A 22440-nucleotide genomic window follows, 5' to 3' on the forward strand; every position below is an offset into this window, starting at 1 on the left:
TCTCGTCCCTCCGACGGAAGGCAGAAAGTCCGTTGGAGGAAGCTCGCCGATGACAGCGCCGACGTACCGCCAGGTGCCCGCCCAGGTCGACCTGCCCGCCCTCGAGCACGCCGTGCTCGACTTCTGGCGTGAGCAGAAGATCTTCGCCAAGAGCCTCGACCAGTCCGAGGGCCGGCCGGAGTGGGTGTTCTACGAGGGTCCGCCCACCGCCAACGGCATGCCGGGCGCTCACCACATCGAGGCGCGCGTCTTCAAGGACGTCTTCCCGCGCTTCCGCACCATGCGTGGCTACCACGTGGGGCGCAAGGCCGGCTGGGACTGCCACGGGCTGCCCGTGGAGCTGGCGGTCGAGAAGGAGCTGGGCTTCACCGGCAAGCAGGACATCGAGGCGTTCGGCATCGCCGAGTTCAACGCGCAGTGCCGTGAGTCGGTGACCCGTCACACCGACGCGTTCACCGAGCTGACGAACCGCATGGGCTACTGGGTCGACCTGGACGACGCCTACCGGACCATGGACCCCGAGTACATCGAGTCCGTGTGGTGGTCGCTCAAGGAGATCTTCAACAAGGGCCTGCTCGTCCAGGACTACCGTGTGGCCCCCTGGTGCCCGCGCGACGAGACGGGCCTGTCGGACCACGAGCTGGCGCAGGGCTACGAGACGATCGTCGACCCCTCCGTCTACGTCCGTTTCCCGCTCACCTCCGGTCCGCTGGCCGGCCGTGCCTCGCTCCTGGTGTGGACGACCACCCCGTGGACCCTGGTCTCCAACACCGCCGTCGCCGCGCACCCGGGCGTCACCTATGTCGTCGTGACGAACGGCGAGGAGCAGCTCGTCGTCGCGCAGCCGCTCGTCGAGAAGTCGCTCGGCGAGGGCTGGGAGAGCACGGGCGAGTCCTTCACGGGCGCCGAGATGGAGCGCTGGACCTACCAACGTCCTTTCGAGCTCATCGAGTTCCCCGAAGCGGCGCACTTCGTGGTCAACGCCGAGTACGTGACGACCGAGGACGGTACGGGTCTGGTCCACCAGTCCCCCGCCTTCGGTGAGGACGACCTCAAGGTGTGCCGCGCGTACGGCCTGCCCGTGGTGAACCCGATCCGCCCGAACGGCACCTTCGAGGAGAGCGTCCCCCTGGTGGGCGGTGTCTTCTTCAAGAAGGCGGACGAGAAGCTCACCGAGGACCTCCAGAGCCGCGGCCTGCTCTTCAAGCACGTTCCGTACGAGCACAGTTACCCGCACTGCTGGCGCTGCCACACCGCGCTGCTGTACTACGCGCAGCCGTCCTGGTACATCCGCACCACCGCCGTCAAGGACCGCCTCCTCGAGGAGAACGAGGGGACCAACTGGTTCCCGGAGTCCGTCAAGCACGGCCGCTTCGGCGACTGGCTGAACAACAACATCGACTGGGCGCTCTCCCGCAGCCGCTACTGGGGCACCCCGCTCCCGTTGTGGCGCTGCGAGGAGGGCCACGTCACCTGCGTCGGCTCGCGCGCCGAGCTGAGCGAGCTGACCGGCAGCGACCAGTCGGACCTGGACCCGCACCGCCCGTTCATCGACGCGGTCACCTTCCCGTGCCCGGAGGGCGGCTGCGGTCTGACCGCGACCCGCGTCCCGGAGGTCATCGACGCCTGGTACGACTCGGGTTCGATGCCGTTCGCGCAGTGGGGCTACCCGTACAAGAACAAGGAACTGTTCGAGAGCCGCTACCCGGCGCAGTTCATCAGCGAGGCCATCGACCAGACCCGCGGCTGGTTCTACACGCTGATGGCCGTCGGCACGCTGGTCTTCGACAAGTCCTCGTACGAGAACGTCGTGTGCCTCGGCCACATCCTCGCCGAGGACGGCCGCAAGATGTCCAAGCACCTGGGCAACATCCTGCAGCCGATCCCGCTGATGGACCAGCACGGCGCCGACGCCGTGCGCTGGTTCATGGCGGCCGGCGGCTCCCCGTGGGCGGCACGCCGCGTGGGCCACGGCACGATCCAGGAGGTCGTCCGCAAGACGCTCCTCACGTACTGGAACACCGTCGCCTTCCAGGCGCTGTACGCCCGCACCGCCGGCTGGGCGCCCAGCGAGGCCGATCCGGCCCCGGCCGACCGTCCGGTCCTCGACCGCTGGCTGCTCTCCGAACTGCACGCGCTCACCGACCAGGTGACGCAGGCGCTGGAGGCCTACGACACCCAGCGCGCCGGCAAGCTTCTGTCGGCGTTCGTCGACGACCTCTCCAACTGGTACGTGCGCCGGTCCCGCCGCCGCTTCTGGCAGGGCGACAAGGCCGCGCTGCGCACCCTGCACGAGGTCGTGGAGACGGTCACGCGGCTGATGGCCCCGCTGACCCCGTTCATCACCGAGCGGGTCTGGCAGGACCTGGTCGTCCCGGTCTCCGCGGACGCCCCCGAGTCGGTCCACCTGTCGACGTGGCCGGAGGCGGACCTGTCCGCCATCGACCCGGAGCTGTCGCGCCAGATGCTCCTGGTCCGCCGTCTCGTGGAGCTCGGCCGCGCCACGCGCGCGGAGTCGGGCGTCAAGACGCGTCAGCCGCTGTCGCGCGCGCTGGTCGCCGCGACCGGCTTCGAGACGCTCGACCGCGAACTGCACGCGCAGATCACCGAGGAACTGAACGTGAGTTCCCTCGCATCGCTCTCCGAGGTCGGCGGCTCACTGGTCGACACGACCGCCAAGGCGAACTTCCGCGCGCTGGGCAAGCGCTTCGGCAAGGGCGTCCAGGCCGTCGCGAAGGCCATCGCCGAGACCGACGCCGCCGCCCTGTCGCTCGCTCTGCGCGAGGGCACCGCGTCGGTCGCGGTGGACGGCGAGACCGTGACGCTGGCCCCGGACGAGGTCATCATCACGGAGACCCCGCGCGAGGGCTGGTCGGTCGCGTCCGACTCCGGCGCCACCGTCGCCCTCGACCTGGAGATCACGGAGGAGCTGCGCCAGGCGGGCCTCGCCCGTGACGCGATCCGGCTGATCCAGGAGGCCCGCAAGAACAGCGGCCTGGACGTCGCCGACCGCATCGCGCTCCGCTGGACCTCCACGGACCCGGCGGTCGCCGCGGCACTCGGTGAGCACGCGACGCTGATCTCCGACGAGGTGCTCGCCACGGACTTCGCGCAGGGCGACGCCGACGGCGCCTACGGGGAGCCCTTCACAGACGAGGGTCTGTCCCTGACGTTCCGCCTCCGCAAGGCGTAACACCCCGGCACGACCCTCCGGGGCCGTACGGACCGAAGGCCCGGGCCGCCAGGACTTCCTGGCGACCCGGGCCTTCGTCGTCGCGCACCCCGCACAAGCTCCCGCGCGAGCAGCCCCGTTCAGGACGCTCGTACGACCGCTGCCGTTCAGGCACCCGCGTCCCGGCGCCCCCGTACGCGTCCCCCGCCGCGTCGCCCCCGGGCGCTCGCACCGGGCATCCCCGCCCTGGCACCTCACGGACAGCGCAAAAGGGCGGAGCCCCCGGATGATCCGGGGGCTCCGCCCTGAACGCTGCCGACGCCTAAGGCGTACTCAAGGCCGTCAGTTGTCGTCCTCGTCGATGAGGAACCCGCGCATCGGCGAGGGCGCCTGCTGCATCGGCGACGGGCCCTGGGGCCGCACCGGAGCCATCGGCTGGGTCATCGCCGGCGACATCTGCTGCTGTCCGCCGTAGGACGGCGCGGCCGGAGCCTGGCCACCCATGCCCTGGTTGCCGCCGCCGTAGGACGGGGCACCGGCGCCCGCGGGAGCCATGGAGGGCGCGGAGGACGACGGCAGGGAGGCCGTGGCCGGGGTGCGCGGCGGGGCGAGCGAGTCGTCCGCCTGCGTCTCCAGCTGGCGCAGCTGCGACTCCAGGTAGGACTTCAGACGCGTGCGGTACTCGCGCTCGAAGCCGCGCAGGTCCTCGACCTTGCGCTCCAGCGTGGCGCGGGCGGACTCCAGGGAGCCCATCGCGACGCGGTGCTTCTCCTGCGCGTCCCGCTCCAGGGCGTCGGCCTTGGCACGGGCGTCGCGCTCCAGACCCTCGGCGCGGCTGCGGGCCTCACCGACGATCTTGTTGGCCTCGGAACGGGCCTCGGCGATCGCCTGGTCGGCGGTCTGCTGAGCGAGCGAGAGAACACGGGCGGCGCTGTCGCCACCGGGACCCTGCTGCGGCATCTGCGGACCGTGGCCGCCCATGGGGCCACCCATGGGACCGCCCATCGGGCCGCCCATCTGCTGCATCTGCTGCATCTGACCGGGACCCTGGCCCATCGGACCCTGACCCATGGGGCCCTGGCCCATCGGACCACCCTGGCCCATGGGGCCCTGGCCCATCGGACCCTGACCCATCGGGCCCTGGCCCATCGGACCACCCTGGCCCATGGGACCGCCCTGGCCCTGCTGGCCGCCCTGGCCGCTGGGGCCGGCGGGAAGCTGCGGTGCACCGCTCGGCAGCTGGGGCGGGCCGCCCATGGGGCCACCCATCTGCTGCTGCGGCGGGCCCGATATGCCCGCGGGCACGGGAGCACCCGGGCCACCGCGCATGCCCTGCGGCGGACCCTGCTGGTCCTGCTGTTCAGGAGGCTTGCGCATCCCCTGCTGCTGCTGGTTCTGCGCGGCCGCGCGCGTGGCAGCGGCCAGCTTGGCGCGCAAGTCCTCGTTCTCGCGGAGCAGGCGCGTCAGTTCGGCTTCGACCTCATCGAGGAAGGCATCGACCTCGTCCTCGTCATAGCCTTCTCGGAGGCGGACGGTCGTGAACTGCTTGTTCCGCACGTCCTCGGGGGTCAACGGCATCTCTTCACCTCAACGTAGTCGTCGGCATTCGGCAAGACCGTATCGTTCACAGCCGGCTCACGACGGAGATCAGGATGTAGACGATGATCATCAGTACGAAGAAGGACAGGTCAAGCGCCACGCCCCCGAGACGCAGCGGCGGAATGAACCGCCGCAGAAGCTTGAGCGGTGGATCGGTGACAGTGTAGGTGGCCTCCAGAACGACCACCATCGCCTTGCCGGGTTGCCATGAGCGGGCGAACTGGAAGACGTAGTCCATGACCAACCGGAAAATCAGCACGATGAGGAAGCACATCAGCGCGATGTAGAAGACCTGCCCGACCACGCTCATGATCCCGTGCTTCCCTCTCCCCTGTTTCCCCTGCGGTGTTCCGGTCCTGCGTCTCAGCTCTGGTTGAAGAACCCGCCCTCTGCGATGCGGGCCTTGTCCTCCGCCGTGACATCGACGTTAGCAGGCGACAACAGGAACACCTTCTGCGTCACCCGCTCGATGCTGCCGTGGAGACCAAACACCAAACCGGCCGCAAAGTCGACAAGTCGCTTCGCATCGGTGTCATCCATCTCGGTCAGATTCATGATCACCGGGGTGCCTTCACGGAAGTGTTCCCCGATGGTACGGGCCTCGTTGTAGGTCCGGGGGTGCAGCGTGGTGATCCGGTACGGCTCTCGTTCCGACACGACCTTGGGCATGATCACCGGGGCGTTCTTCTCCAGGGGCTGACGTTCTTGTGTGATGGACGCCACGGGGGCGATGCGTGCCGGACGCCCGGACTCCGCGCCGAGCGAAGCGGAATGGGGCACCGGGTCGCGCGGGGCCGAGGGCTGTACCACTCGTACCGATTCGTCCCGTTGGGACTGGTGCGCCTGATGTGACTGGTGGGGCGGCTCATGCCGTCGCCGGTCCCGCTCGGGCTCCGGGTCGAGCTCGGGCTCGAAGTCGTCGTCGGGGTCGAATCCCCTGCCGTCGTACCCATCGTCCTCCACGAGGCCGAGGTAGACCGCCATCTTGCGCATCGCGCCGGCCATGCTCTGAGTCCTCCGCTCTGTGGTGGATCGGCTGACGAACTGCCAAGTGCCCGCGATCCACGAGGTCGTTATGCCCGCCTGCGGCGGAAATGACCATATTTTCTGCTGTGGTCCGACTTCTTGGCGACGTTACCCGAGCCTGGGTCGGACTCCGAGTACCGCAGTACCGACGCGTACATGTGTCGCTCCGGCTGCCACGGCCTGTTCGAGGTCCGAGCTCATCCCTGCCGAGACCATGTTCGCAGCCGGATGCGCCCTGCGCAGGACAGTCGACAAATCCATCAGCCGCTCGAACGCCGCCTGTTGCCGGCCCGCGTACTCACCGGCGAGCGGGGCGACGGTCATCAGTCCGTCGAGCCGGAGCCCGGGAGCCCCGGCGACGAGGTCGCCCAACTCCGCGATCCCGCCGGTTCCCACGCCTCCGCGCTCGCCGCGACCGCTCTCCTGCGCGTCCAGCGCCACCTGGATCAGGCATCCGATCTCGCGCTCCGTCCGCACCGCCTCCTTCGAGAGGGCCGTGACGAGACGCGCGCGGTCGACGGACTGCACGAGATCCGCGTAACCGACCACGGAACGCACCTTGTTGGTCTGCAGCTGTCCGACGAAATGCCATGTGAGGGGCAGATCGGAGCATTCCGCCGCCTTGGGCGCCGCGTCCTGGTCCCGGTTCTCGGCGACATGCCGCACACCGAGTTCCGAGAGAATCCGCACATCGCTCGCCGGATACGTCTTGGTGACCACGATGAGGGTCACCTCTTCACGCCGACGACCTGCCATCATGCACGCCGCCGTGATGCGGTCTTCCACTTTCGCCAGGTTTTCGGCGAGTTGAGCCTTACGGTCCGTCATGCCCCATCAGTCCAGCCAGACATAGCCCGCGAGCCGCCCGGTGGTGCGGTCCCGTCGGTACGAGAAGTGGTCCCCCGACTCGATCGTGCAGACCGGCGACTGCTCCCGGTCGCGCACGCCGAGCCGTTCCAACTGCGCGTGCACCCCGGCGGTCACGTCGACCGCGGGAGTTCCCCAACTCGTCTCGGAGTACGCCGCCGGTTCGACGGCGGCGACCTCGGCGCGCATCGCGTCCGGTACTTCGTAGCACCGGCCGCACACCGCGGGGCCGGTGCGGGCGACGATCCTGGCCGGATCGGCGCCGAGTTCCACCATGGCCCGCACGGCGGCGGGCACCACGCCGGCGATCATGCCCGGCCGTCCCGCGTGGGCGGCGGCCGCCACCCCGGCGACCGGGTCGGCCAGCAGAACGGGGGTGCAGTCGGCGGTCAGGACGGCGAGTGCCAGTCCGCGCCGCGTGGTGACGAGGGCGTCGACGGACGGGATGTCCGCGGAGTCCCACGGTCCCTCGACCACCGCGACGTCCGGGCCGTGCACCTGGTTCATCCAGACGACCCCGGCCGGGTCGAGCCCGAGCGCCTTGGCGGCGAGGTCCCGGTTGGCGCGTACGGCCTCCGGGTCGTCGCCGACCGCTCCGCCGAGGTTGAGCTCCTCGTACGGAACGGCGCTCACTCCGCCCCACCGGTCGGTGAAGGCGAAATGGGCGCCGTTCGCGTTGCTCGTTCCGGAGCGCTGTCCTATCACTTCAGGAAGTCCGGCACGTCCAGTTCCTCGGCCGCGCTGTCCGAGTAGGAACGGGACGGCGGGACCGGCGGGGAGACGGGCAGTTCGCTGACCGGCTCCGGAGCGGGCTCCGGGGCGGCCTCCTTCGGGGTGACGCTGCCGAGCGACCCGAAGGACGGGCGGCTCTCGGAGGCGCGCGCCGGGGCGGGCTCCTCACGTCGGGCCGAGGTCGAACCGAGGACGTTGTCCCGCTTGGCCGGCGGCTGGCCGCCGTCGAATCCCGCGGCGATGACGGTGACCCGCACCTCGTCGCCGAGCGCGTCGTCGATGACCGCGCCGAAGATGATGTTGGCCTCGGGGTGCGCGGCCTCGCTCACCAGCTGGGCGGCCTCGTTGATCTCGAACAGACCGAGGTCGGAGCCACCGGAGATGGAGAGCAGGACGCCGCGGGCGCCGTCGATGGAGGCCTCGAGGAGCGGCGAGGAGATCGCCATCTCCGCGGCGGCCACCGCGCGGTCGTCGCCGCGGGCCGAGCCGATGCCCATGAGGGCCGAACCCGCCTCGGACATCACGGACTTGACGTCGGCGAAGTCGAGGTTGATCAGACCGGGCGTGGTGATGAGGTCGGTGATGCCCTGAACACCGGAGAGCAGGACCTGGTCCGCCGACTTGAAGGCGTCGAGGACCGAGACCTGGCGGTCCGAGATGGACAGCAGCCGGTCGTTCGGGATGACGATGAGGGTGTCGACCTCTTCGCGGAGTTCGGCGATGCCGTCCTCCGCCTGGTTGGCGCGGCGCCGGCCCTCGAAAGTGAAGGGGCGGGTGACCACGCCGATGGTGAGGGCGCCGAGCGAGCGGGCGATGTTCGCCACCACCGGAGCGCCGCCGGTGCCCGTGCCACCGCCTTCACCGGCTGTCACGAAGACCATGTCGGCCCCCTTGAGGACCTCCTCGATCTCCTCGCGGTGGTCCTCGGCGGCCTTGCGGCCGACTGCCGGGTTGGCTCCGGCCCCGAGGCCGCGCGTGAGTTCCCGGCCGACGTCGAGCTTGACGTCGGCGTCGCTCATCAACAGCGCCTGTGCGTCGGTGTTGATGGCGATGAACTCGACGCCCTTGAGACCGACCTCGATCATCCGGTTGATGGCATTGACACCACCGCCGCCGACACCGATGACTTTGATGACTGCGAGGTAGTTCTGCGGTGCTGCCACGTCGAAGGCCTCTCGCCTCGAGTTACGTGTCGTCGCCTCGCGGTGTTCGCGATCCGACGACTGATGCCGAATGGGACGGTCCGAACGCCGACCCGAACCCTAACGCTGAAGTTTAGGGTTACCAGTGTGTCTGTTCCTTGGACTCTTCCGAACAGGACACTAGGTCGACAAGTGGCGCACGTTCAACGAACACGCCGAACCTCCCGTTTTTCTTTTCACCCTATGTGATCAGCCATGTCGCTGCCCAACCAGGGTGCTGGCCTGCACAGATGTGCGTCAACTCCCTGATGAGGCAGGGGCGGTGGGAGCGCTCACGTCGAAGTGCCGGGCCTTCGGAGCGGCTTTCATGAGAGCGGTGAGTGTTCTGGCCTTCGCCCGGCCGTTCTCGCCGCTGCCCCACGCCACGGTCCGGCCGTCCTTCAACTCCAGCGACACGGCGTCGTAGGAACGGACCTTGACCGCACGGGTGTCGCGGGCGACCGCGGAAGGAATGTCGCCGGCGATCCGGACCGCCGCGCGCACCAGCCGGTCGGTGGGGAAACGGCGCAGCGACTCGGGGCGGGACACGGCCAATTCCAGCGACGGTACGTTCTTCGGCGCATCGGAAACGGTGGCGAATCGCACGCCCTCGTCGTCCACTTCGATGACGTTTGCGCCCTTTTCGATCAGCAGGACCGGCGTCCGCTCGGTCACGTTCAAGCTGATTCCGTGCGGCCAGGAACGGACGACGTCGACCGAGTCGATCCGGGGCAGTTTCCGGCGCAGCCGGGCCTCGATCGCGCCCGTGTCGACGGAGACCAGCGGGGAGCCGACGGGAACGTCGGCCGCTTTCCGCACCTGTTCGGGCGTCAGGACCCGTGTACCGGAGGCCGATACGCGTTCCACCCGCAACCAGGGCGAACCGTACAGAATCCACAGGGTGGCGGCGAGGGCCAACACCACAGTGAGAATAAGGATGATGAGCCTATGAGGGCGGCGGAGCCGCCCGAGGAAGGGCGGCCGGGGCGGGCCGGATTCCAGCTTCTGCCGTTCACCGCGCTCGGCGGTCGTCGGTCCGGCCACGCTCCCTGCCTTCCCTCATGCGGTCCTAGCGGTGGCGCGAGGCGATCGCCTCGTACACCATGCCGACGAGCAGGTCGTCGGCGTCCCGGCGGCCGAACTCGCTGGCGGCGCGGGACATCTCGTACAGCCGGTGCGGGTCGGCGAGCACGGGCAGCACGTTCTGCTGCACCCACTGCGGGGTCAGTTCCGCGTCGTCGACCAGCAGTCCGCCGCCGGCCTTGACCACCGGCTGGGCGTTCAGCCGCTGTTCGCCGTTGCCGATGGGCAGCGGGACGTAGGCGGCGGGGAGCCCGACGGCGGAGAGTTCGGCGACGGTCATCGCGCCCGCGCGGCAGAGCATCATGTCGGCCGCGGCGTACGCGAGATCCATCCGGTCCACGTACGGTACCGGGATGTACGGGGGCATCCCCGGCATCTGGTGCACCTGCGGCAGTTCGTTCTTCGGGCCGACCGCGTGCAGGATCTGGATTCCGGCCTGCTGGAGGTACGGAGCGGCCTGCTGCACCACCTCGTTGAGGCGGCGGGCGCCCTGCGAGCCGCCCGACACGAGGAGCGTGGGCAGGTTCGGGTCGAGCCCGAACGCGGCGCGCGCCTCGGGCCGTACCGCGGCACGGTCGAGGGTGGCGATCGAGCGGCGCAGCGGGATGCCGATGTACCTGGCGCCGCGGAGCTTGCTGTCGGGCGTGGAGACGGCGACCTGGGCCGCGTAGCGCGAGCCGATCTTGTTGGCCAGCCCGGGGCGCGCGTTGGCCTCGTGGATGATGATCGGCACGCCGAGGCGCTTGGCCGCCAGGTAGCCGGGCAGGGCCACGTAGCCGCCGAAGCCGACGACCGCGTCCGCCTTGGTGCGCTCCATGATCTGCTCGACGGCCTTGATCGTGCCGCGCAGCCGTCCGGGGACGGTGATCAGCTCGGGGGTGGGCTTGCGCGGCAGGGGTACGGCGGGAATGAGCGCGAGTTCGTAGCCGCGCTCGGGTACGAGTCGGGTCTCAAGTCCGCGTTCTGTGCCCAGGGCCGTGATCCCCACGGTCGGGTCCTGCCTCCGCAGGGCATCCGCGAGGGCGAGCGCGGGCTCGATGTGGCCGGCGGTCCCCCCGCCGGCGAGTACGACATGCACCGAAATTCACCGCTCTCCGGACGAACGCGCCGCCGAGGCACGCCGTCGCATCGTGTTCCATCTCCGAGGCCCCGCGGCCCCCGCGGAGCCTCTCACCGCAGGCCGCTTTCTGCCAAAGCGGGGTTGCCGCATGGCGAGGGCCGCCCGCGCAGCGGGATCCTCACGCGCGAAGGCGATCAGGAGCCCGATGGCGAACATGGTCGGCAGCAGGGCGGAACCCCCGTAGGAGAACAGCGGGAGCGGAACACCGGCGATCGGCAGCAGACCGAGCACCGCACCGACGTTGATCACGGCCTGTGCCGTGATCCAGGTGGTCACGCCTCCCGCGGCATACCTCACGAAGGGGTCCTCCGTGCGTCCGGCCACGCGGATACCCGCATAGCCTAGAGCCGCGAAGAGGGCGAGGACCGACAGCGTCCCCGCGAGGCCCAGTTCCTCCCCGGTGATGGCGAAGATGAAGTCGGTGTGCGCTTCCGGCAGTTGGCCCCATTTCTCCACACTGGCCCCGAGGCCGGAGCCGAAGAGCCCGCCGGAGGCGAGGGCGTAGATGCCGTGCACGGCCTGCCAGCAGGTGTCGTGCGGGCCGGGTTCGGTGGCGCCGATGCACGCCAGCCGGGACATGCGGTTGGGGCTCGTCTTGATGAGGATGAAGCCGATGGCGAGGGCGACGGAGAGCACGCCGACGAACAGCCGCGTGGGCGCTCCGGCCAGCCACAGCAGGCCGAACAGGATGGCCGTGAGGATGATGGCCGTGCCCATGTCGCCGCCGAGCATGATCAGGCCGAGCAGCATGAAGGCGGCGGGCACGAGCGGCACCAGCATGTGCTTCCACTGGGTCAGCAGCCGCTTGTCCTGTTTGCGGGCGAGCAGGTCGGCGCCCCACAGGACGAGCGCGAGCTTGCCGAACTCGCTGGGCTGGATCTGGAAGGAACCGCCGAGGGAGATCCAGTTCTGGTTGCCGTTGATCTCGACCCCTATGCCGGGGACCTGGACCAGGGCCATCAGGAAGACGGCACCCGCCAGCATCGGGTAGGCCAGGGCCCGGTGCAGCTTCACCGGCATCCGTGAGGCGACCAGCATGAGCACCCCGCCGATCACGGCGGCCAGGAACTGCTTGCGGAAGAAGTACGACCCGGGCAACGACAGCTGGAGCGCGGTGATCTGCGAGGCCGAGTAGACCATCACGAGGCCCAGCACGGTGATCAGCAGGCTGCCGCCGAGGATCAGGTAGTACGCGGTCAGGGGCCGGTCCCAGGCCCTGCGGGCGCGTGTGACGAACCGGCCCGCGGGGTTGTCGTGGGGGGTGCGGGCGAGGGCGGGGCGCCGGGCCGCCCGCTGCACGGGAGGTCGTCCGGTACGGCTAGTCGGCATCGGCGTCTCCGGGCCACAGCGATGTCACGCGTCCGTCCCTCCCAGGTTCGCCCGGCGAGCCGGCCGGGGTCAGGCGCCGAGTTCGCGAACCGCCTCCGCGAACGCGTCACCGCGCTTGTTGTAGTTGGCGAACATGTCCATGGACGCACAGGCCGGCGCCAACAGCACCGTATCGCCGGCCCGGGCGAGCCCCTTGGCCTCCCGGACAGCCGCGAGCATCGCCCCAGTGTCGGTCCGGTCGAGGTCGACGACGGGTACTTCCGGGGCGTGTCGCGCCAGGGCTTCGCGGATCAGAGCGCGATCCGCGCCGATCAGGACGGCGCCGCGGAGCCGCTTCGCCGACTTGCTGACGAGTTCGTCGAAGGTCGCGCCCTTGGCGAGACCGCCGGCGATCCACACGATCGACTCGTAGGCCGCCAAGGAGGCTTCCGCGGCATGCGTGTTGGTCGCCTTGGAGTCGTCGACGTAGGCGACCTCGTCCACGTCGGCCACGTGCGCGATGCGGTGGGCGTCGGGGGTGAAGTCCCGCAGCCCGTCCCGTACGGCCCGGGGAGGCACCCCGTAGGCGCGTGCCAGGGCCGCCGCGGCAAGGGCGTTGGCGATGTTGTGCGGGGCGGCCGGCCGGACGTCGGAGACCTCGGCCAGCTCCTGGGCGTTCTTCTGCCGGTTCTCGACGAAGGCGCGGTCGACCAGGATGCCGTCGACGACGCCGAGTTGGGAGGGTCCGGGCGCGCCGAGGGTGAAGCCGATCGCCCGGCAGCCCTCCTCGACGTCGGCCTCGCGCACCAGGTCCTCGGTGGCCTTGTCGGCCACGTTGTAGACGCAGGCGACCCGATTGCCCTCGTACACGCGGCCCTTGTCGGCGGCGTACGCCTCCATGGAGCCGTGCCAGTCGAGGTGGTCCGGCGCGAGGTTGAGCACCACGGCGGAGTGGGCGCGCAGCGAGGGCGCCCAGTGCAGCTGGTAGCTGGAGAGTTCGACGGCGAGGACGTCGTACTTCTCCTCGCCGAGGACCGCGTCGAGCAGGGAGACGCCGATGTTGCCGACCGCGGCCGTGCGCAGGCCCGCCGCCTTCAGGATGGAGGCGAGCATCTGCACGGTGGTGGTCTTGCCGTTGGTGCCGGTGACGGCGAGCCAGGGTGCGGGCTCCCGTCCGTCCAGGTCCCGCAGCCGCCAGGCGAGTTCGACGTCGCCCCAGACGGGGACACCGGCCGCGGCGGCCGCGGCGAACAGCGGCTTGCCGGGCTGCCAGCCGGGCGCGGTGACGACGAGGTCGGTGCCCTCGGGCAGGGTCGCGCCGTCACCGAGGCGCACGGTGACGCCGAGCGCCTCCAGTTCCGCGGCCTGCGCCCGGGCCCGGTCGTCGTCGCCGTCGTTGACGACGGTGACGACCGCGCCGAGGCCGTGCAGGACCCTGGCCGCCGGGATGCCCGAGACACCGAGGCCGGCGACGGTGACGTTCCTGCCCTGCCAGTTGGTCACTTCTTGGCTGCCCATCCTGCGTAGAAGAGGCCGAGTCCGACGATCACGCACATGCCCTGGATGATCCAGAAGCGGACCACGACAAGGACTTCGGACCACCCCTTCAATTCGAAGTGGTGTTGCAGTGGGGCCATGCGGAAGACGCGTTTCCCGGTCAGTTTGAAGGAGCCGACCTGGATGACCACCGACATGGTGATGAGGACGAAGAGACCGCCGAGCAGGGCGACCAGGATCTCCGTGCGCGAGCAGATCGCGAGACCGGCGAGCGCTCCGCCGAGGGCCAGCGAACCGGTATCGCCCATGAAGATCTTGGCGGGCGAGGTGTTCCACCACAGGAAGCCGAAGCAGGCGCCCATGAGGGCGGAGGCGACGACGGCCAGGTCGAGTGGATCTCGTACCTCGTAGCAGGCACCCGGGTTGGTCAGGGTCGCCGCGTTGGCGCAGGACTCCTGGAACTGCCAGACCCCGATGAAGGTGTATGCGCCGAAGACCATCGTCGCGGCGCCGGTGGCGAGGCCGTCCAGACCGTCCGTCAGGTTCACGCCGTTCGACATGGCGAGAATCATGAACAGCGCCCAGACCACGAACAGCACCGGGCCGATGGACCAGCCGAAGTCCTGGACGAAGGAGAGCTTCGTGGAGGCCGGGGTGTTGCCGCGGTTGTCGGCGAACATCAGCGCCAGCACCGCGAAACTGATGCCCACGATCAGCTGCCCGGCCATCTTCGCCTTGGCCCGCAGGCCGAGCGAACGCCGCTTGATGATCTTGATGTAGTCGTCCAGGAACCCGACCAGGCCCATGCCCGCCATCAGGCCGAGCACCAGCAGGCCGGAGAACGTGGGCGTGTAACCCGTGATCACCTTCGACAGGAAGTACGCGATGATCGTCGCGAGGATGAAGGCGATACCACCCATGGTCGGCGTACCGCGCTTGCTTGCGTGCTCGCGCGGGCCGTCGTCGCGGATGTACTGGCCGTAGCCCTTCTTGGCCAGCAGCTTGATCAGCAGCGGAGTGCCGACCAGCGTCAAGAACAGGCCAATGACTCCCGCGAACAGGATCTGCTTCATCATCGGGCGGAAACCTCACCCTCGGCGCCGTCGGAGAGCAGCGCCAGCGCCACCCGTTCCAGCCCGACGGACCTGGACGCCTTCACGAGTACGACGTCTCCCGGGCGCAGCTCGCTGCGCAACAGGTCGACAGCCGCCTGTGCGTCGGACACGTGCACCGACTCCTCACCCCACGAACCCTCGTTATATGCGCCCAGTTGCAGCCAGGACGCTTCCCTGCCCCCGACCGCGACGAGCTTGCCGACATTGAGCCGGACGGCAAGCCGTCCGACCGCGTCGTGCTCGGCGAGCGCCTCGTCCCCGAGCTCGGCCATCTGACCGAGCACCGCCCAGGTCCGCCTCCCCTTGCCCATCGACGCGAGCGCGCGCAGGGCGGCTCGCATGGACTCGGGGTTCGCGTTGTAGGCGTCGTTGACGACCGTCACGCCGTCCGGACGCTCGGTGACCTCCATCCGCCAACGGGAGAGGGAGCCCGCCTCGGAGAGCGCACGGGCGATCTCGTCTGCGGACATGCCCAGCTCATGGGCGACGGCGGCGGCGGCGAGCGCGTTCGACACGTGGTGCTCACCGTACAGGCGCATGGTCACATCACTGCACCCGGAGGGTGTGCGAAGGCTGAAGGCGGGCTGTCCGTTCTCCGTGAGGCGGACGTTCTCGGCACGTACGTCCGCTTCGTCGGACTCTCCGAAAAGGATCACGCGCGCCTTGGTGCGGGACGCCATCGCGCGGACGAGCGGATCGTCCGCGTTGAGGATCGCGGCGCCCTCCTCGGGAAGGCCCTCGACCATCTCGCCCTTTGCTTGCGCGATCTGCTCGCGGCCGCCGAACTCGCCGATGTGGGCGGTGCCGACGTTGAGGACGAGACCGATCTTCGGCGGGGTGAGTCCGGTGAGGTAGCGGATGTGCCCGATGCCGCGGGCACCCATCTCCAGGACGAGGAACCGGGTCTCCTCGGTGGCGCTGAGCGCGGTGAGGGGCAGTCCGATCTCGTTGTTGAGGGACCCGGGCGTGAAGACGGTCGGGGCCTTGCTCCGCAGCACCTGGGCGATCAGGTCCTTGGTGCTGGTCTTGCCCGCGGAGCCGGTGAGGGCGACGAGGGTCGCGCCGAGGCGCTCGACGACATGCCGGGCGAGGGCGCCGAGCGCGGCCTGCACGTCGTCGACCACGATGGCGGGCACGCCGACGGGGCGGGACGCCAGGAGGGCGACCGCGCCCGCCGCGACCACCGCCTCGGCGAAGTCGTGGCCGTCCACGCGTTCGCCGACGAAGGCGACGAAGAGGCTGCCGGGCTCCACTTCACGGGAGTCCCTGACGACCGGTCCGGTGACCTGTACCGCCGGATCGGGTATGTCGTACGTCTGCCCGCCGACGACTGCTGCGATCTCGGCGAGAGAGAGGGCGATCACAAGTTCATCCCTGGGTCTGCTGGATAGCTTCGCGAAGCACCTGGCGGTCGTCGAAGGGACGCACCACCCCGGCGATGTCCTGGCCCTGCTCGTGTCCCTTGCCCGCGATCAGCACGGTGTCGCCCGGCTTTGCGCGCGCGACGGCCGCGGCGATGGCGGCGGCCCGGTCCTCGAAGACCTGGACCTCGCCGCGCTCGTGCGCCGGTACCTCGGCGGCACCCGCGAGCATCGTGGCGAGAATGGCCAGCGGGTCCTCGGAGCGGGGGTTGTCTGAGGTCAGGACGGCCGTGTCGGCGAGCCGGGCCACGGCCGCGCCCATCGGCATCCGCTTGGTCCTGTCCCGGTCGCCGCCGCAGCCGAGCACCACGTGCAGCTCGCCCTCGGTCACCTTGCGCAGGGCGCGCAGCACCGACTCGACGGCGTCCGTCTTGTGGGCGTAGTCGACGACGGCGAGGTACGGCTGGCCCTCGTCGATCCGCTCCAGCCGGCCCGGGACCCCCGGCACGGCGGCGACGCCGTCCGCGGCGGTCTGCGGGTCGATCCCCGCGACGGCGAGGGCGACGATCGCGGCGAGGGTGTTCGCCACGTTGAAGGGGCCGGCGAGCGGCGAGCGCGCGGTGATCCGCTCACCCTTGGGGCCGACCGCGGTGAACGTCGAGTCCATCGGACCGACTTCGACGTCCTCGGCGCGCCAGTCGGCGTCGGGGTGGCCCTCGGCGGAGAAGGTGACGACGGGGACGCCGGCCTCCACGGTGAGCCGGCGACCGTACTCGTCGTCGAGGTTGACCACACCGAGCCTGCTGCGCTCCGGCGTGAACAGCTGGGCCTTGGCCTGGAAGTAGTCCTCCATGCCGGAGTGGAACTCCATGTGTTCCGGGCTCAGGTTGTTGAAGACGGCGATGTCGAAGACGCAGCCGTCGACCCGGCCGAGGACCAGCGCGTGACTGGAGACCTCCATCGCGACCGAGTCGACCCCGCGCTCGCGCATGACGGCGAACAGGGCCTGGAGGTCGGTGGCTTCGGGCGTGGTGCGCTCCGACTTGATGCGCTCGTCGCCGATGCGCATCTCGACCGTGCCGATGAGCCCGGTGGAACGGACGGTCTTCAGGCCGCCCTCGACCAGGTAGGCGGTCGTGGTCTTGCCGGAGGTGCCCGTGATGCCGATCTGCAGGAGATCGCGCCCCGGGTGGCCGTAGATGGTGGCCGCCAGTTCACCCATCGATCCGCGCGGGTCCTCGACGACGAGGACCGGCAGACCGGTGGCCGCGGCGCGTTCGGCGCCGGTCGGGTCGGTGAGGACGGCGACGGCACCGAGGCCGGCCGCCTGGGTCACGAAGTCGGCGCCGTGCAGACGCGCCCCGGGCAGGGCGGCGTACACGTCACCGGGGCGCACCGCGCGGGAGTCATGGGTGATGCCCGTGACCTCCGCGTCGCTCCCCGGCTTCTCGGCGCCCAGTTGACCGGCCAGTTCTCCGAGGTGTGTGGCGGAGACGTGAACCGGTCGCGGCGGCCCCGGATATGTCACAGGAACGCCCTTCTGGGGGGTTTGGGACTGATCAGCGGTTGGCACGGCGGTGAGCGTACCGGGCGCACCCCCGCCGGGGCGAAGCGAGGGCGGGGACGGGTCCTGCGATGAGGAGCGGTTCCCGGGGTCCGGGGTGATCGTTGTCACGAGTGGTTCCTGGTCCGTTGTGCGTGGGGGCCGGTCGGGGCGTGCGGCCGGGGGCGGTCACGGTGTGTAGGTGACGGGGAGTCGGGCGGCCTGGGCGCCGGTGGGCGGGACCTGGAGGGTCTTCAGGGCGAACTCCATGACCTGCTTGTAGACGGGGCCGCAGATCTGGCCGCCGAAGTAGCTGCCCTTGGTGGCGTTCTGGATCGCGCAGTACACGGTGATGCGGGGCTTGTCCGCGGGCGCGAACCCGGCGAACGACGAGGTGTAGCCGTGGTACTTGCCGGTGGCGGGATCCACGCGGTTGGCCGTACCCGTCTTGCCCGCGACCCGGTACCCGGGGATGCGCGCCTTGATGCCCGTGCCCTGCTCGTCGTCCACCACGGACTCCAGCATCTGCGCGAGGGTCTTCGCCGTCTTCTCGCTGACGACCCGGGTCTTCTTGGGCTCGGCGGCGGGGGTGAAGCGCCCGTCGGGACCCTTCGCGCCGCGCACCAGCGTCGGTTCGATCCGGACGCCGCCGTTGGCGATCGTCGAGTAGACCGACGCGGCCTGCATCGCGTTGATCGAGACGCCCTGGCCGAAGGGAATCGTGTACTGCTGCGAGGTCGACCAGGTGTCCGGGGGCGCGAGGATGCCCGCCGTCTCGCCGGGGAAGCCGAGTCCGGTGTGGCTGCCGATGCCGAATTTGCGCAGGTACGAGTAGAGGACCCGGTTGGCCTGCTTCTGGGTCTTGCCGAGCTGCCCGGTCGCCAGGATGGTGCCGATGTTGCTGGACTTGGCGAGGACGCCGTTGAGCGTCAGGTGCCAGGTGGCGTGGTCGATGTCGTCCTGGAAGAGCCGGTCGCCGCGGTGCAGGCGGTTGGGCACCACGACATGGGTGGTGGGCGTCGCCGCGTTCTCCTCCAGGACGGCGGCCATCGACATCAGCTTGGCGGTGGAGCCGGGTTCGTAGGCGTCCTGGAGGGCCGCGTTGCCCATCGCCGCCGCGTTGGCCTGGGTGAGGTCGTTGGGGTCGAAGCCGGGCGAGTTGGCCATGGCGAGGACCTGGCCGGTCCGGGTGTCCTGCACTATCACGTAGCCGCGGTCCGCCCGGGACTCCTTCACCTGCTCGGTGATGGCGTCCTGCGCCGCCCACTGGATGTCCCGGTCGATGGTCAGCTCGACGTCCGAGCCGGCCACGGCGGGCGTCTCGGTGGAGCCCACGGTCGGCACCTGGCGGCCGCCGGACTGGGCGTAGCGGATCTTGCCGTCCTTGCCGGACAGCTCCTTGTCGAGCTGCTGCTCGACGCCGCCGCCGCCCTTGCCGTCGGCGTTGACCCAGCCCAGTATCCCGGCGGCGAGCTCGCCGTTCGGGTACACGCGCTTGCTGGCCGGCACGGCGAGAACGCCGGCGAGGACGTTGACGGTGGCCTTGTCGGTCTCCGCCTTGGTCGCGAGCGTGCTCTTCAGGTCCTTGATCTGCTGCCAGACCTGCGGGGTGCGCCGGTGTGCGAGGAGCGTGTAGCGGGTGTTCTTCGCGCGCAGCTTCTTGGCGACGGTGTCGGTGTCCTGGCCGATGATCGGGCCGAGCAGCGCCGCGGCCTGCTCGGGCGCGTCCGTCACCTTGGTCGCCTGCCGCGTGAACATCGTCGGGTCCGCGGTGATGTCGTACGCGTCGACGCTGGTGGCCAGTTCGATGCCGTCGCGGTCGGTGATCCCACCGCGGACGGCGGCCAGTGTGCGCCCGACGTACCGGTTCTGCTCGGCCTTCGCCGCGTAGGTGCTCGCGTCCACGGCCTGGACCTGGAGGAGCCGCACGACGAACGCGATCATCACGAGCGTCAGCGCGAGGCTCACCATGCGCAGCCGGGGGCGCGGGCTGCCGAGCCGGATGACGCGCGGGCCCTCGGGGCGGCGCGAGGCCGGCCGGCGCACGGGCCGGCCGCCGGGGCCCGGTCGGCGTTGGCCTCCGGGTCGTACGGGCCGGGCGGGTCCGGGCACTCGGCGGCGGGGCGGTTCCCTGTCGGACACTTCCGTCACCTGCCGGGGATCGTGGAGGGCTGTGTGGACGGGGCGGGGGCCCGGGTGGTGAGCGGGCCCGGGGAGGACTGCCCGGGGGCGGGCGTCGCGGCGGGGCTCGCCGGTGCGGCCGTGACCGGGGCGAGCACCTCGGGCGGCGGGGTCACCGGGGTCCGCGCCGCGGACTGCCGGGCGGCGGACCCGGGGACGCCCAGGATCGTGCCGTCCGGGTTGAGGAAGGCCGGGTCGCCGCCGGGGACCATGCCGAGTTCACGGGCGCGGCGCTGGAGGGCGTCGGGAGCGGAGTAGGCGTCCACGTCGCGCTGCAGCGCCTGCTCCTCGTCGGTCAGGCTCTTGGTGTCCTTCTGCAGGTCGTCGAGGCGGAACGCGCCCTCGCTGAGCGCCGAGTTCAGGACCAGGAGTCCGATGAGGCCGCCGCCGAGCAGGAGGACGACCAGCAGGACGAAGGGGGTGCGGGCCGCCTGTCCGGCGCCGGCCGGCAGAAGCCGCGCGAGCCGGGCGGCCCTCCCCTTGAGTTCGGGTTTTCCGCTCACTCGCCCTCCTTCTCCCCGCGCCTCACTCGGCGGCGTCCTCACGGATGCGTTGCGCTCCCCGCAGCCGGGCGGGTGCCGCTCGCCGGTTCTCGGCGACCTCTTCCTCGGTGGGAAGTTCGGCACCGCGGGTGAGGAGCTTGAGCCGGGGCTGGTACCGCTCGGGGACGACGGGCAGTCCGGGCGGCGCGGTGTTGGCGGCGCCGGCCGCGAACACCTGCTTGACGAGCCGGTCCTCCAGCGAGTGGTACGACAGCACGGCGATGCGGCCGCCGACGGCCAGCGTCTTCACCGCCGCGGGAACGGCCCGCTCCAGAACGCTCAGTTCGCCGTTGACCTCGATGCGCAGCGCCTGGAAGGTCCGCTTCGCGGGGTTGCCGCCGGTGCGCTTGGCCGCCTGGGGCAGCGCGTCGCGGATCAGCTCGACGAGACGGGCGCTGTTGGTGAACGGCTCCTTCTCGCGCTCGCGCACGACCGCGGAGACGATCCGCTTGGCCTGCTTCTCCTCGCCGTACGCGCGCAGGATGCGCACGAGTTCACCGGGCGGGTAGGTGTTGAGGACCTCGGCCGCGCTCATGCCGGTCGTCTGGTCCATGCGCATGTCGAGCGGCGCGTCCTGCGCGTACGCGAACCCGCGGTCCGCCTCGTCGAGTTGCATGGAGGAGACGCCGAGGTCGAACAGGATGCCCTGGACGCGCGGGATGTCCAGGCGGTGCAGTACGTCGGGGAGTTCGTCGTAGACGGCGTGCACCAGGGAGGCCCGGTCGCCGAAGGGCGCCAGGCGCTCTCCGGAGAGTCGCAGCGCCTCCTTGTCGCGGTCCAGGGCGACGAGCCGTGCGTCGGGGAACCGGGTGAGCAGTGCCTCGCTGTGACCGCCGAGCCCGAGCGTGCAGTCGACGACCACGGCTCCGGGCTCGGTGAGGGCCGGGGCGAGCATGTCCAGACACCGTCGGAGCATGACCGGGACGTGCCGGTTCCGTCCCTCCGGTCGCTCGCTGCCGTCCTCGGTCGGAAGCGCTTCGCGCCCTTGCATTCCGGGCCCTCTCAGGTCCGGCGCGGCCGTACGCACCGCCGGGTCCCCACCCGCTCGGGAAGGGGAGGCCTGCTGGCGCCGGATGAGAGGCGTCAGCCGACCGGGAGCGGGAGGAGGCCGAGCCGTACGTACGCGCCGCGCACGTGGGGAAACGCCGGAAAGTCGCCGGGTTTCCAGGGAAAACAGTCCAGCGGGGAGGGCCTCGCCTCCCGCTTCGCGTCACTTTAGTCCACGGTGTCGCGCGGTCAATCAACCGGCCTGCGCGTCGCGGGCGCCGCTCGGAACGAAGCCGCATATCGGCATGAATCACCCGTACGGGCGGGTGGTCACCGCCCGTGTGGATTAGCTCACAACAAGCCGCGATGGCGTTCTTTGTCCCCTCTCACAGCAGGACTACTCCCTACGTGACCAGTAACGTCGTGGGTATGACGACTTCTGCATCCGTCCCCACCGAACCCGAAGGCGCCATAGCCGCGGACCGCACCGTCACGGACCGTCTCGTCGACGCGAACGGGCAGTACGCCGCCGCGTTCACCGACCCGGGGATGGACGCCCGCCCCGTGCTGCACGTCGCCGTGGTCGCGTGCATGGACGCCCGCCTCGACCTGCACGCCGCGCTCGGCCTGGAACTCGGTGACTGCCACACCATCCGTAACGCGGGCGGCGTGGTCACCGACGACGTGATCCGCTCCCTCACCATCAGCCAGCGGGCGCTCGGCACCCGCAGCGTCGTCCTCATCCACCACACCGGGTGCGGCCTGGAGTCCCTCACCGAGGAGTTCCGGCACGACCTGGAGATGGAGGTCGGCCAGCGCCCGGCGTGGGCGGTCGAGGCCTTCCGGGACGTCGAACAGGACGTACGCCAGTCCATGCAGCGCGTGCGCACCTCCCCGTTCCTGGTGCACACCGACGACGTGCGCGGCTTCGTCTTCGACGTCACCACGGGCCTGCTCCGCGAGATCGACCCCGCCTGACCCCGGCCCGCGAAGCCCCAGGTCGCCACGGTGGTCACCGCGTGGGACCCTCTCTTCACGAAAAACCCCGGCCCTGCGGTGCCCAAAGGACCGTAAGAGCTGACATATCGCGGCCAGTTGTCCACAGGCGAGTGACACGAACCGGTAA

General features: G+C 70.3%; 18 protein-coding genes. 2 read left to right on the forward strand and 16 right to left on the reverse strand.

All coding sequences use genetic code 11. The features are described from left to right. Window positions 1–49: 49 nt before the first annotated feature. On the forward strand, window positions 50–3193 hold the full coding sequence (gene ileS, locus ABZT74_RS07290; RefSeq protein WP_356165586.1) for an isoleucine--tRNA ligase: 3144 nt from the start codon (window positions 50–52) through the stop codon (window positions 3191–3193). A 321-nt stretch (window positions 3194–3514) separates the two neighbouring features. Here ileS and ABZT74_RS07295 read toward each other — a convergent pair whose 3' ends face one another. From ABZT74_RS07295 to rsmH, 16 genes are all read right to left on the reverse strand, one after another. Continuing rightward, complete coding sequence (locus tag ABZT74_RS07295; protein ID WP_356165589.1) at window positions 3515–4750, reverse strand: DivIVA domain-containing protein; 1236 nt, start codon at window positions 4748–4750, stop codon at window positions 3515–3517. A gap of 46 nt (window positions 4751–4796) precedes the next feature. Beyond that, window positions 4797–5081, reverse strand: a complete 285-nt coding sequence (locus ABZT74_RS07300; protein ID WP_261706878.1) for a YggT family protein — start codon at window positions 5079–5081, stop codon at window positions 4797–4799. 53 nt (window positions 5082–5134) lie between these two features. After that, window positions 5135–5776, reverse strand: coding sequence for a cell division protein SepF (gene sepF, locus ABZT74_RS07305; RefSeq protein ID WP_355870145.1), 642 nt, complete (start codon window positions 5774–5776; stop codon window positions 5135–5137). A 129-nt stretch (window positions 5777–5905) separates the two neighbouring features. After that, the gene (locus ABZT74_RS07310) at window positions 5906–6625 is read right to left on the reverse strand and encodes a YggS family pyridoxal phosphate-dependent enzyme (RefSeq protein WP_356433696.1); all 720 of its coding nucleotides are present in this window, start codon (window positions 6623–6625) and stop codon (window positions 5906–5908) included. 6 nt (window positions 6626–6631) lie between these two features. Beyond that, on the reverse strand, window positions 6632–7369 hold the full coding sequence (pgeF, locus tag ABZT74_RS07315; protein WP_356165595.1) for a peptidoglycan editing factor PgeF: 738 nt from the start codon (window positions 7367–7369) through the stop codon (window positions 6632–6634). Next, window positions 7366–8559 (reverse strand): cell division protein FtsZ, encoded by a 1194-nt coding sequence (ftsZ, locus tag ABZT74_RS07320; RefSeq protein ID WP_355870153.1) that lies wholly within the window; start codon window positions 8557–8559, stop codon window positions 7366–7368. Before ftsZ ends, pgeF begins: the two co-directional genes overlap by 4 nt. 276 nt (window positions 8560–8835) lie before the next feature. Beyond that, window positions 8836–9621 (reverse strand): FtsQ-type POTRA domain-containing protein, encoded by a 786-nt coding sequence (locus ABZT74_RS07325; protein WP_356433697.1) that lies wholly within the window; start codon window positions 9619–9621, stop codon window positions 8836–8838. A gap of 25 nt (window positions 9622–9646) precedes the next feature. Further along, window positions 9647–10738, reverse strand: coding sequence for an undecaprenyldiphospho-muramoylpentapeptide beta-N-acetylglucosaminyltransferase (gene murG, locus ABZT74_RS07330; RefSeq protein WP_081216733.1), 1092 nt, complete (start codon window positions 10736–10738; stop codon window positions 9647–9649). Between the two features lie 6 nt (window positions 10739–10744). Continuing rightward, window positions 10745–12109 (reverse strand): putative lipid II flippase FtsW, encoded by a 1365-nt coding sequence (gene ftsW / locus ABZT74_RS07335; protein WP_356165603.1) that lies wholly within the window; start codon window positions 12107–12109, stop codon window positions 10745–10747. Window positions 12110–12178: 69 nt separating this feature from the next. Beyond that, window positions 12179–13606 (reverse strand): UDP-N-acetylmuramoyl-L-alanine--D-glutamate ligase, encoded by a 1428-nt coding sequence (gene murD, locus ABZT74_RS07340; RefSeq protein ID WP_355870162.1) that lies wholly within the window; start codon window positions 13604–13606, stop codon window positions 12179–12181. Then, window positions 13588–14661 carry a phospho-N-acetylmuramoyl-pentapeptide-transferase gene (mraY, locus tag ABZT74_RS07345; RefSeq protein WP_355870165.1) on the reverse strand — a complete coding sequence of 358 codons (1074 nt, stop codon included), beginning with the start codon at window positions 14659–14661 and terminating at the stop codon, window positions 13588–13590. The genes murD and mraY overlap by 19 nt, the downstream gene beginning before the upstream one ends. Beyond that, entirely contained in the window at window positions 14658–16064 is a 1407-nt protein-coding gene (murF, locus tag ABZT74_RS07350; protein ID WP_355870168.1) for a UDP-N-acetylmuramoyl-tripeptide--D-alanyl-D-alanine ligase, read from the reverse strand. The genes mraY and murF overlap by 4 nt, the downstream gene beginning before the upstream one ends. Before the next feature lie 4 nt (window positions 16065–16068). Next, window positions 16069–17736 (reverse strand): UDP-N-acetylmuramoyl-L-alanyl-D-glutamate--2,6-diaminopimelate ligase, encoded by a 1668-nt coding sequence (locus ABZT74_RS07355; RefSeq protein WP_356165606.1) that lies wholly within the window; start codon window positions 17734–17736, stop codon window positions 16069–16071. 57 nt (window positions 17737–17793) lie between these two features. Further along, window positions 17794–19746, reverse strand: a complete 1953-nt coding sequence (locus ABZT74_RS07360; protein ID WP_355870174.1) for a penicillin-binding protein 2 — start codon at window positions 19744–19746, stop codon at window positions 17794–17796. Between the two features lie 5 nt (window positions 19747–19751). After that, complete coding sequence (locus tag ABZT74_RS07365) at window positions 19752–20288, reverse strand: hypothetical protein (RefSeq protein WP_326843368.1); 537 nt, start codon at window positions 20286–20288, stop codon at window positions 19752–19754. 22 nt (window positions 20289–20310) lie between these two features. Continuing rightward, on the reverse strand, window positions 20311–21318 hold the full coding sequence (gene rsmH / locus ABZT74_RS07370; protein WP_356433698.1) for a 16S rRNA (cytosine(1402)-N(4))-methyltransferase RsmH: 1008 nt from the start codon (window positions 21316–21318) through the stop codon (window positions 20311–20313). 425 nt (window positions 21319–21743) lie between these two features. Between rsmH and ABZT74_RS07375 the strand changes: the two genes are divergently transcribed. Further along, entirely contained in the window at window positions 21744–22292 is a 549-nt protein-coding gene (locus ABZT74_RS07375; protein ID WP_356165617.1) for a carbonic anhydrase, read from the forward strand. Window positions 22293–22440 lie beyond the last annotated feature (148 nt).

Source organism: Streptomyces sp. NPDC005302, from assembly GCF_040607345.1.
Taxonomy (GTDB): Bacteria; Actinomycetota; Actinomycetes; order Streptomycetales; family Streptomycetaceae; genus Streptomyces.

Bases quoted from the DNA above. Each gene is read 5' to 3' on its own strand.
- rsmH (WP_356433698.1), bottom strand. From the start codon at position 21,318: ATGCAAGGGCGCGAAGCGCTTCCGACCGAGGACGGCAGCGAGCGACCG.
- ABZT74_RS07375 (WP_356165617.1), top strand. From the start codon at position 21,744: ATGACGACTTCTGCATCCGTCCCCACCGAACCCGAAGGCGCCATAGCC.
- ftsW (WP_356165603.1), bottom strand. From the start codon at position 12,109: ATGCCGACTAGCCGTACCGGACGACCTCCCGTGCAGCGGGCGGCCCGG.
- ABZT74_RS07295 (WP_356165589.1), bottom strand. From the start codon at position 4,750: ATGCCGTTGACCCCCGAGGACGTGCGGAACAAGCAGTTCACGACCGTC.
- ABZT74_RS07300 (WP_261706878.1), bottom strand. From the start codon at position 5,081: ATGAGCGTGGTCGGGCAGGTCTTCTACATCGCGCTGATGTGCTTCCTC.
- sepF (WP_355870145.1), bottom strand. From the start codon at position 5,776: ATGGCCGGCGCGATGCGCAAGATGGCGGTCTACCTCGGCCTCGTGGAG.
- ileS (WP_356165586.1), top strand. From the start codon at position 50: ATGACAGCGCCGACGTACCGCCAGGTGCCCGCCCAGGTCGACCTGCCC.
- ABZT74_RS07310 (WP_356433696.1), bottom strand. From the start codon at position 6,625: ATGACGGACCGTAAGGCTCAACTCGCCGAAAACCTGGCGAAAGTGGAA.
- mraY (WP_355870165.1), bottom strand. From the start codon at position 14,661: ATGATGAAGCAGATCCTGTTCGCGGGAGTCATTGGCCTGTTCTTGACG.
- murD (WP_355870162.1), bottom strand. From the start codon at position 13,606: ATGGGCAGCCAAGAAGTGACCAACTGGCAGGGCAGGAACGTCACCGTC.